This is a genomic window from Streptomyces aurantiacus (assembly GCF_001418335.1).
Taxonomy (GTDB): Bacteria; Actinomycetota; Actinomycetes; order Streptomycetales; family Streptomycetaceae; genus Streptomyces; species Streptomyces aurantiacus.
Genome location: NZ_LIPP01000215.1, coordinates 1 through 11061, shown reverse-complemented (window position 1 = coordinate 11061; position 11061 = coordinate 1). Strand labels below are relative to the sequence as shown.

At 72.3% G+C, this 11061-nt stretch carries 5 protein-coding genes; 2 read left to right on the top strand and 3 right to left on the bottom strand.

The window, feature by feature from the left end; translation table 11 throughout:
- Positions 1-635 precede the first annotated feature (635 nt).
- Together AOK01_RS26370 and AOK01_RS26365 are read right to left on the bottom strand one after the other, a co-directional pair.
- The gene (locus tag AOK01_RS26370; protein ID WP_055515911.1) at positions 636-4232 is read right to left on the bottom strand and encodes a substrate-binding domain-containing protein; all 3597 of its coding nucleotides are present in this window, start codon (positions 4230-4232) and stop codon (positions 636-638) included.
- 153 nt (positions 4233-4385) lie between these two features.
- Entirely contained in the window at positions 4386-5357 is a 972-nt protein-coding gene (locus AOK01_RS26365; protein ID WP_055515909.1) for a pectate lyase family protein, read from the bottom strand.
- 345 nt (positions 5358-5702) lie between these two features.
- On the opposite strand from AOK01_RS26365, the gene AOK01_RS26360 reads away from it, so the two are divergent.
- Complete coding sequence (locus tag AOK01_RS26360) at positions 5703-7034, top strand: MFS transporter (protein WP_079103755.1); 1332 nt, start codon at positions 5703-5705, stop codon at positions 7032-7034.
- A 79-nt stretch (positions 7035-7113) separates the two neighbouring features.
- On the top strand, positions 7114-10296 hold the full coding sequence (locus AOK01_RS26355; protein ID WP_055515907.1) for an ATP-binding protein: 3183 nt from the start codon (positions 7114-7116) through the stop codon (positions 10294-10296).
- Here the strand turns inward: AOK01_RS26355 and AOK01_RS26350 are convergent.
- On the bottom strand, positions 10277-11061 hold a 785-nt coding region (locus tag AOK01_RS26350; RefSeq protein WP_055515905.1), incomplete at its 5' end, for an ABC transporter permease. The two genes, AOK01_RS26355 and AOK01_RS26350, sit on opposite strands and share 20 nt — an antisense overlap.

The window sequence follows — 11061 nt, the reverse complement described above, 5'->3', positions numbered from 1 at the left end:
ACGGTCGGGGGAACGGAACGCGGGGGGTCTGATGCACGGACAAAGCTGGTTCTTCCCGTCGTCAGCGTCGTCAGGGTTACTGGTTCCGAGAGTCACGGTGGAAACTCTGCCGCCTGTGCGGCGGGCCCCGAGGCTGCTCTACGCCCGGATGCCGGGCGGAACTGCGGTGTCGGAGCGGGGGGTGAGGGGACGTGCGGTGAGCGGACGTGCGGTGAGGAGACGTGCGGTGAGGGGGCAATTCATTGCGACAACGTTGCCAGGCGATAACGACGACGCGTTCACGCCTTGGTTGTGCGGCATTCTGCCCACCAGCTTTCTGGCTCACGGCGCCCCACGGGTGCGGAGACGTCGCCCGAGTGGTGTGCCGATTGGGAACACCTGGACGCACGGCGATGATTGAGCAGCGAACCAGACCCTGTCAACGGGCCCCAGGCAGTGGAGCCGATCGCCCGAAAAGGCAGCTATGCAACCGGTTTTATGGGAAGTGGAAGTGTTCCGGAATGCAAAGACCACCCGGTTCCCGGAGATGTTCGCGGGTGCGCTCCACGTTCCGGCGCGAGAAGTCGACAACCGGTCGATAACCGGCCCGACGGACAGGAAATGTCCGCCATTCATAAACCGGAGAAGGGCATCTTTTAATGAGACTTGACGGACGGTGAGCGCTTGCTTCCGCGCACGCCCCGTACGCCCTCTGCGGAAACGGTGCCCCGTATGTCCTCCGCGGAGGCGGTCATCTCACGGTAGTGGTGCGGGGCGGCGCCCGTGACCCGGCGGAACACCCGGCTGAAGTACGCGCGGTCGCGGAAACCCACCGCCCGGGCGACGCTCTGCACGCTGTCGTTGCTCGACCGCAGGCGCTCCGCCGCCCGCCGGATCCGCAGCCGGGTCAGGTACTCCCACACCGTCAGGCCGTACCGCTGCTGGAAGAGCTTGCCGAGGTGGTCGGGGCTGATGCCGGCGGCCTGCGCCACCTGCCAGCGGGAGATCGGCCGTCGCCAGTGCTCGTAGAGGAAGATCAGGGCCTCGTCGAGGACGTCCCTGGTGCGCGAGGGCAACCGGACGCCGTGGCCCGCCAGTTCGCGCACGAGCGCGGCTGCCTCGTGCGGCGCGAACACGTCCATGTCCAGCATGAGCAGCGCCGGGTGCTGGCGTCCGCGCCGCGCGTCCGCCGCCGTCATGCCCTCGTGGTCGGCGATGACGACGGGGCACAGCGCCCGGCCCGTGCCGTCGTGCAGCCGGTCCACCACGTCCAGGGCCTGGAGATCGGGCAGGGCCCGCTCCAGTACCACCAGCCGCGGCGTCTCCTCCGCGACCAGCGCGAGCAGCGTCGTCGCGTCGGTGGAGACCCGCGCCGGGTGGTCCGGCAGGGCCGTCTCGGCCAGCCGTCGCAGCGCCTCCCGGGACTCCTGCGAACCGGCCGCGACGATCACCGGTTCGGCGAATCCGTCGGGCCGCAGCGCGCGCAGGGCCCCCGGCAGATCGGTGCCGTCGGCGCCGAACAGCATGAACGGCGTGTGGCGCAGGGCCGGATGGTCGTGCAGCCGCTGCACCGCACGCCACTCCTGGGGCCGGTCGGGCTGCGCGTCCCACACGACGGCTCCGGGCGTACGCCGCGCGATCGACGGCAAGGGGTCGTGCGCGGCGTCGGGCCGCAGCACCTCCAGGCCGTGGCGTGCGGCGTGCGCGGCCACGTCCGCGCCGAGTTCCCCGGGAGTGACGACGAGCAGCGGGGCGTCGCCGGCGTCGGCCAGGTGCGTCTGCCCGCCGGGAGAGGGCAGGGGAAGTTCCAGGACGTACCGGGCCCGGCCCGTGCTGTCGGAGACGGTCAGTGCTCCTCCGTGCATCATGGCCAGTCGCCGGGCCGTGGTCACCCCGACGTCCAGGAGCTGGCCGGGCCGCGCGAACGACGCCCGGGCGTCCGGGACGGCGACCGTGACCCGTACGCCGGTCGGGCCGACGGCAGCCGCGACCCGCGGCGGCGCGTCCTTCGCGCGGCCCGCCGCCGAGACCAGCATGTTGTGCAGGATCTGCTGGAACCGTGTCTCGTCCACCCACACCGAGGGGAGCCGCGCGGGCAGGTCGAGCCGCCACCCGGGTCCTGCGGGCAGCGCGGAGGCCGCCGACGCGCACGCCCGCGACAGCACGGGCAACGGGTCGATGAGCCGCCTGGTCAGCAGGAGATCACCGGCCTCCGAACGCGCGAGGTCGAGCAGGTTCTCCATGAGGTGCAGTACGCGCACGGCGTCCCGGCGGACCTCCATGAGGGCCTCTCCCGGATCACCGGAGTGGTGCAGCATGGCCTCCACCGGAGTGCGCAACTCGTCGGTGACATGCGTCAGCAGCCGGGTCTGGAACCTGCTGGCCTGCTCCGCGGCGTCCCGGGCGCGCCGCACCTCGTCGAAGAGCCCGATGCCCTTCAGCGCGGCGCTGATCTGGTCACCCAGCTCACGGTAGAGCGCCCCGTCGTGGTACGCGGCCTGCGTGGAGGTCGCCTCGAACACGGCCACGCCCAGGTGCTCCTCCCCGATGTGCAGGGGTTCGAGCACCAGCGTGAACCGGCCGTCGTGGGGCAGCAGGGAGTCGGGAAGCAGCAGGGCGGGGGAGAAGGCGGGGCTGCCGAGCGGACCGGCGGGCCCGGACTCCTGGCCCGCCTCCGCACGGGCGAGCAGCGGACGCGCCATCCCCGGAGCAGCCGGACCGGCGGCGTCGGCGCCCCGGTCGTACAGGACGATCCGGCAGTGCGGGACGCCCGACTGGCCCAGATGGCGCTCCAGCACGTCCGAGAGCCCCTCCAGATCCACGACGGTGGTCAGGGCGGTTCCGAACTCCCGTAACCTGCGGGCCCGTTGGGTCTGCGACCAGCGCTCGTACTCCAGGAGGGCGCGGGATCGCTCCGCCACGAGGAGCCGGGCCTGCCCGAACAGGATCTCGCCGGCCCGGCGCAACGGGTCCGGGAGCATGTCGACGACACCGCGCCGAGCACCCTCCAACGCCTGGTGCCACCGGTCGACTTCGGGCTGTGTCCCGGCGCTGCCGCGCACCAGCCGCTCGACCAGGGGGAGAAAGTCCCCGGGCAGGACGTCCCCGTTCACCGCGCCGGTGTCGGCACCGGCGTCGGCACCGGCGCCGCTGTCGGTGTCGTGCGCGTTCTTTGGGGCGTACGCATCGCCGTCTCCGCGCGCGAGTTCGGCGCGGAAGGCCGCGGCCAGGCGGGGGCCTCCGGAGGGCAGCACGCCGTTCACCGCGTCCCATCCCTCCGGGCGCCGGGCGGTGACCGGTGCCGGGGCGACGGGAGAGGGCCGGTACGACGTCGGATACGGGCATCCGCAGGAGCGGCGCGGCACCAGCGTGGCCGGGATGGTGGTGCGATCCGGTGGGCGAGTGCCGCGCAGCCGGGCGACGAGGGTGTCCACGGCGAGCGCGCCGAGTTCCTCGAAGGGCAGCGCCACGGAGGTGAGGGGCGGGTCGCCGAGGCGGGCTTCGGGCGAGTCGTTGAAGCCGACCACGGCCACGTCCTCCGGGACCCGTATGCCGCGTTCGGTGAGGTGGCGCAGCGCTCCCGCGGCGAGGACGTCGCTGCAGGCCAGCACCACGTCGAAGTCGACGCCCGGGGTCAGCCCGCGGACATCGAGCAGCACCTGCATCGCCGAGGCGCCGGCCGCCGCGGCGAAGTCGACCGCGGCGCCCACGTGTTCGTGCCGGATGCCGTGGTGGCGCAGGGCGTCCACACAGGCGCGGTAGCGCTCCTCGGAGACCGGGTTGGCGAGCGGCCCGTGGATGCAGGCCGGCTTGCTGCGGCCGTGCCGGTCCACGAGATGCCCGACGAGTTTGCGCATGCCCGCGTGGGAGTCGATCGACAGCACGTCCGTCTGGTCGCTGAGCGGCTGATTGAGGCTGATCAGCGGCAGATGGGCGAGCCGGCGCAACAGGCGGCGGGCTCGGGGCCCGGCCGACGGCAGCCCCAGGGTGGAACTCCAGCAGACCACACCGTCGAGCCGGGCCGGTCCGACGAGTTCGTACAACTCGCTGCGGGTCACGTCACCGTGGCGGAGGTTCCCGCCGGGGAAGCAGATCAGGTTGACGTCGTTGCGTTCGGCGGCGGCACAGGCCCCGGACCAGAGCGTCGCCCCGACGCCCAGGTGGATGTTGGCGGTGAGCAGGCCGACGGTCAGCGGCCGGCCCGGCCCGTGCGACGTGCCGCCCGCGGTGCCCTGTTCCGAGTCCGGGTCCATGGCGCCCCCTCGTCCGGCCCGTCGGGGTACCCCGGGAGCCGCGGTGCCGACGAGGCCCACGGCAACGTAGGGGAGGTGGTGCCGAGGGGCAAGACCGGTGACACGTCGGTCACCGGCCCTGCCCCGTTCCGTGCTGTTCCGTGGGGGGATGGCTCAGATCTTGCCGACGCCCGCACCGGCGGTCACGCTCGCCTTGACGGTGGACGCCGACTGCGCGGTGTAGCTGTACGGGATCGACGCCACCGACCCACCGGTCTGTCCGGCGGTGGAGTTCGACAGGTAGTTGTTCCTCGCCACGAGCGAGCCCTCGTCGGAACTTCCCTCACCGAGGTGGTAGGTGTCGTCGGTGTTCTCGAAGTAGTTCGCCTCGACGAGGACACCCGCGTTCTCGGTGGACGCCACGCCGTAGGAGCCGATGTCGCTGAAGTAGTTGTTCAGCACATGCACCGGGTTGCCGAACCGGACGCGCGGGTTGCGCTGGTTGGTGCCGTCGAACCAGTTGTGGTCGTAGGTCACCTTCAGTTTGCCGGTGTCCTCACCGGAGTTGTCGTCGGAGTGACCGAGCAGCATGTTCTTGTCCTGGTCGTGGGTGCGGTTCCAGGACACCGTGATGTTCGTCGAGGCACGCTTGATGTCGACGGCCCCGTCGTACGCGTCGGAGATGTCGTTGTGGTCGATCCAGACGTTCGTCGAGTACTGGACGTTGATGGCGTCGTCGTTGGACCCGGAGAACGAGAGGTTCTGGATGATGACGTTGTTCACGCTCGCGACGTTGAGTCCGCTGCCGGTGATCTTCCCCGCGGTGCCGACGCCGACGATCGTCTTGTTCGACGCGACCTTCGTCATCTCCGTCAGCGCGATGGTGCCGTTGACGCGGACGACCTGGGTGGTGCTGCTCTGCACCGCGGTCTTGAAGGCGGAGGCGTTGGTGACGGTCACCGTGCTCCCGCTCGCTCCGCCGGTGGTGGCGGCCCCGAAACCGATGGGCGCGGCGGCAGCGGCGACCGCCGGCTCCGACGGGGCGTCGGTGGTACCGCTCGCCGTGGTGGCTCCGATCACGGCCATGACGACGGCACTCGCCGCCGCGGCTCCGGTCAGGGTGAACCGTGCGCTCGTCCTGCGCATGTGGATCTCCGTCCGTGGGGTTGTGGAGAAGTGACGTACCTGTGCGGGTGCTACGCCGGGGCCGCGCGGTCGGCTCGCTGCGAGACTAGAGCGACGGGTGTGGACAATGACGTGCCGTGTGTGGACTATTGCGTTCCGCTCACGGGCGCTGCCTTGCCGCCTTCAAGGAGGCGCGATACGCGGACACGGGCGGGGCCGTGTCTCGGAGCGCCACCCCCGTTCTCGCCTGGTGCTGAGCCGCTGCCATGCCGGTGGCCGCGATAAGCAGTTGAGGGCCGCCGACATCCTTGTTACAAACGAGGGCTGGTCAGCGGGTGGCCGGGCGGGACGAGGGTGGTGCATGGCGTGGCAGGGGCGGCGACGAGCGACGGTACGGACGGCCGGACCGGACCGAGACGCTGGCCGCTCCTGGTGGCGGTGGCGGTCGACGCGCTGGGCACGGGCCTGTATCTGCCGCTGTCGCTCCTGTACTTCGTGAAGGTCACCGACCTGGGCCTGGCGACACTCGGTGTGCTCATCAGCGTGACCACCGCCCTGACTCTGCCGGTGCCGTTGGTCGTCGGCCGGCTGGTCGACCGGTTCGGGCCGCGGCTGGTGGTGGCCTGCGGCCAGGCGCTGCAGGGGCTGGGATTTCTGTTCTATCTGGCGGTGTCCGGAGCGAGTTCGCTGGTGGCCGCCGTCCTGGTGTCGTCCCTGGGCCTGCGGGTCTACTGGTCGTCGGTCTTCACGCTTGTCGCCGACCAGGCGGACGCCGAGGCGACGAGCGCGGAGGGGACGAGCGCGGAGGGGACGAGCGCCGCGGGGGTGGATGCCAAGGACCACTGGTTCGCCCGGACCGGGATGATCAGGGAAGCGGGCGGCGGCGGTGGAGCGCTGCTCGCGGGCGCCGTGCTCGCTGTCGACTCCGCGCGCGTCTACGAGGGACTCATTCTCGGCAGCGCGCTGGCCTTTCTGGTCGCCGCGCTGGTGGTCGTCCTCGCGGTGCCGTCCACCCCGCACGCCCCGCCACCGGCCCAGGGCCACTTCGGTCACCGGGCGCTCCTGCGGGACCGGCCTTACCTCGCGCTGATCGGGACATGCACGATCTTCGCCCTGTGCAGTTCGTTCCTCGCGCTGTCGCTGCCCCTCTACGTCGTCGACGGCCTCTCAGGACCGGACTGGCTGCCCGGCCCCCTGCTGGCCATGAACACCCTGTTGCTCGCGACCTGCACGGCCGGTGTCACCCGGTTCGTACGCCGCCGCTGTACCCGCGCCCGCGCCATGGCATGGGCCGGCGGCCTGTGGGTGCTGTGGTGCGCCGCGTCAGCGGCGGCCGTCCTGGTGTCGTCCCGGATGCTGGTGCCGTTCCTGGTGGCCGTGGTGGTGTGTTACACCACCGCGGAGATGGTGTACGGGCCCGCGTCGAACGCGCTCGCCGCCGCGGCGGCACCGGCCGGGTCGCGCGGCACCTACCTGGCGGCGTTCCAGTACTCCTTCGCCGGTGCGAACATCATCGCGCCCAGCCTCTTCGGCCTGCTCTTCAGCCAGAACCGGCTGTTCCCCTGGCTCGCCGTGGGGCTTCTCGCCGCGCTGGGCGCGGTACTGATGCTGCGCCTGGAGCACCGGCTGCCGCGGGAGCGCGGCACGGTGCGGCACAAGGCGGGGATCCGGGACGAAGTACCGGAAGGCGCCCCCTGAGGGGCACCCAGCTGCCGGGCAACGGGACTTCGGCCCCCGGCGGGAGTTCGGGCGGCCCGGCCTTGGCTAATCTGCACGAGTGACCACCGACCTGATCCTCCTGCCGCGTGTCGCCTGTCGTGGGCAGGAGGTCACCGCGCCCCGGCTCCGCGGTCTTCTCGCGCTGCTCGCGGGCGACCTGCGCACCGGCTGCAGCACCGAGCGGCTCGTGGCGGGGCTGTGGCCGGACCAGTTGCCGGAGCGGCCGGGAAAGGCGGTGCAGGTCCTCGTGTCCAGGGCGCGGACGCAACTGGGCGCCGACGTCGTCGCGAGCACGCCGACCGGATACCGGCTCACCCTCGCCGAGGACCAGGTCGACAGCTCCGCCCTGCTGCTGCACGCCGCCACGTGCGCCGACCGGGCCAGGGCCGGCGATCACGCGGGATCGCTGGCCGCCGCCGAGGCCGGGCTCGCCCTGTGGGCGGGCACCCCCGACGAGGCCGGCGACACCGACGACCCCGTCGCCGCGTTGCGCGCCGAGCGCGCACCGGTCCGCGGTGCGCTCGTCCGCGCGCAGGCGCTCGCGCTCGCCCGCCTCGGACGGCACGCGGAGGCGGCCGGGCCGCTCGCCGTGGCCGCCTCGGAGCATCCGCGCGACGAGGAACTGCTCGCCGAACTGCTGCGCGGCGAGGCGGCGACGGCGGGCCCGTCCGCCGCGCTGACGCGGTACGAGGCGTACCGCCGTGAACTGCGCGACGAACTCGGCACGGACCCGGGCGCCGCACTCAAGGCCGTACAACAGGAACTCCTGCTCGGCGAGGCGCCCGTGGTCAGGCACGGCGTGCCGCACGAGCCGAACCCGCTGCTCGGCCGGGACGAGGACATCGCGGCGGTCGAGCGGCTGCTGCGCGCCTCCCGTGCTGTCACCGTCATCGGCCCCGGCGGCCTCGGCAAGACCCGGCTCGCACACGCCGTCAGCCGCCGGGCCGAACAGCGCGTGGTCCACTTCGTACCGCTCGCCGGCGTCACCGCGGACGAGGACGTGACCGCGGAGGTGGCCTCCGCGCTCGGTGCGAGCGAGGGCCGGCCCGGCGCCGTCAGCGGCCACGCCTCGGCCGACCCGGTGTCCGGCATCCTCGGCGTGCTCGGCTCCGGCTCCGCCCTGCTGGTCCTCGACAACTGCGAGCAGGTCGTCCGGGGCGCCGCCGACCTCGTACAGGCCCTGGTCTCGTCCTCCAGGGACCTGCGGGTACTCGCCACCAGCAGGGCCCCGCTCGGCCTCACCTCGGAGGCGGTGTACGCGCTGCCGGAGCTCGGCCCCGACACCTCGGCCGAGCTGTTCACCCAGCGGGCCCGGGCCGCCAGGAGCGGCGTGCAGCTGCCGCCGGACGCGGTGGCCGAGCTGTGCCGCCACCTCGACGGGCTGCCGCTCGCCGTGGAGCTGGCCGCGGCGCGGGTCCGCGTCCTGTCGGTTCCGGAGATCGCCCGCCGTCTCGGCGACCGGTTCGCTCTCCTGCGCGGCGGCGCACGGGACGCCCCGGAACGCCACCGCACCCTGCACGCGGTCGTGGAGTGGAGCTGGAACCTGCTCGCCGAGGACGCCAGGGCGGCGTTGCGCACGCTGTCCGTCTTCCCCGGCGGCTTCTCCGGCGAGGCGGCGGAGCAGGTGCTCGGCGAGGACGCGCTGCTGCTCCTGGAGCAGCTGGCCGATCAGTCGCTGCTCACCGTCGCCGACACTCCGGCCGGCGTGCGGTTCCGGATGCTGGAGACCGTACGGGAGTTCAGCGCGGCCCGGCGCGCGGAGGCGGGCGAGGACGAGGAGGCCGTCGGCCAATTCCTCGCCTGGGCGCGGGACTTCGGGGTTGCGCACCACGACTGGCTGTTCGCCTCGGAACCTTCCCCGAGCTCTCGGCTCCGCTCGGACAGGGGGGATTCCGTCGCCGTCGGGGAGCGGGTCAGGGCCGAGCAGGACAACCTCGTGCTGGCCCTGCGGCACGCCCTGGCCCGTACGGACTGCCCCACCATCGCCGCCCTCACCGCCGTTCTCGCCGCCCTGTGGTCCACCGGCTCCCACTACCCACGCCTCGTCGCCCTCACCGCGGACACCGGCCCGCCGCTCTCGCACTACCACCCCGAGCCCGAATACGTCGAAGTCGCCCGCAGCGCCGCGGCGTTGAGCACGGCGACCCTGTTCATGGGCTACGGCCCGCACGCCGTACGCCAGCTCGTCACCCTGCGCCGGCTGCCCCCGGCCCCGCCGGACACCCTGCTGCGCGCCGTCGCGATCCTGCTGGGCGCGATCCCCGAGATGCGGCCTCCCGACTACGAGGTACTGCGGGCGCTGTGCGCCAGCGAGCACCCGCTGCTCGCCGGCATCGCCGAGTACGTCGCCGGCTACATCTGGGAGCACGAGCACGACATCGAACGCGCGCTCGCCTCGGCCGGCCGGGTCGTCACCGAACTGGCGCCGGTCGACAACCCGTTCATGCAGGTCATGGGCCACGCCCGACGGAGCGAGCTGTGCTTGCAGACGGAGCGGGGCGATGCCGCGTACGAGCATCTTCGGGCGGCGCTCAAGGCGTTGCCGCGGCTCGGTGACGAGCACGACTCCATCGGCATCCGCTGGGGCCTCGTCCTGGCCTGCCTCCACCGCGGCGACCCCGACGAGGCCGAGTACTGGCTGCGGCAGGCGGAGGGCAACAACGTCGCGCACAACGACGACTTCGCCGACGTCGGTGGCCGCGCCGAGATCGCGCTCGCCCGCGGACTGACGGAGGTCGGGCTCGGCCTGTGGCGCGGCGCCGTGGAGTCGATGTCCGAGGCCGGCTCGATGCAGAGCGGCGACCCCTTTCTCGACCGGTGGGCGCTGGAGATCCAGTCGGTGACGGTGACGGCACACGCCCACGCCGGCCGTCTCGAACTGGTCTGCGAGCCGGTCGGCCGGCTGCGGCACGGGCTGCGGACCCTGCTCGCAGGACCGCCCCGGCCCATGGAACTGACGGTGTTCGGAACGGTGCTGCACGCCCTCGGCATGGCCGGGCTCGCGTCCGGTGACGACGACATGGCCGCCGTACGGATGATCGCGCTGGCCGAACGGCTGGGGGTGCTGCGCTCGTACCAGCCGACGATGTCGGCGGACCGCGCCCGGCGGACGGTCGGGGCCGCCGGGGAAACGGCCGGGGCGGCCTACGCCGACGCGGTGTCGGAGTACGCCGCCCTGGAGCGTGACGAGCTGCGGGACGCGGCCCGCGCTGTCATGTCGGTTACCTCGGGTCGCGGTTGAACTGCGCTGTCGACCAGCGGTAGCCGAGCACGGACAGGCCGATGCACCAGGCGATCGCGAGCCACCCGTTGTTGCCGATCTCGGTGCCGAGCAGCAGGCCGCGCAGGGTCTCGATGGCCGGCGTGAACGGTTGGTACTCGGCGACCGGCTGGAACCAGCCCGGCATCGCGTCGATGGGGACGAAGGCGCTGGAGATGAGCGGGAGGAGGATCAGCGGCACAGCCATGTTGCTGGCCGCCTCGGGGTTCGGGCTGGCCATTCCCATCCCGACCGCGATCCAGGTGAGCGCCACGGAGAACAGCGCGAGCAGCCCGAACGCCGCCAGCCACTCCAGAGCCGTGGCGTCCGTGGAGCGGAAGCCGATGGCCACGGCGACACCACTGACGAGGACCAGGCTGGCGAGCACCTGCAGCACACTGCCGACGACGTGCCCGACGAGCAGGGAGCCGCGGTAGACCGCCATGGTACGGAAGCGGGCGATGAGGCCCTCGGTCATGTCCATGGAGACGGACACCGCGGCCCCGATCACGGTGCTGCCGATGGTCATCAGCAGGAGGCCCGGGACGATGTAGGCGATGTAGTCGGAGCGGTCGGCGCCGCCGCCCCCGATGCCCGCACTCATCACGTCGCCGAAGACGTAGACGAAGAGCAGCAGCAGCATGATCGGCGTGAGCAGCAGGTTCAGTGTCATGGACGGGTAGCGTCGCGCGTGCAGCAGGTTGCGGCGCAGCATCGTGTTCGAGTCGCGGACGGCGAGGGTGAGCC

Coding starts and splice junctions, on each gene's coding strand:
- AOK01_RS26370 (WP_055515911.1), bottom strand. CDS start 4,232: ATGGACCCGGACTCGGAACAGGGCACCGCGGGCGGCACGTCGCACGGG.
- AOK01_RS26365 (WP_055515909.1), bottom strand. CDS start 5,357: ATGCGCAGGACGAGCGCACGGTTCACCCTGACCGGAGCCGCGGCGGCG.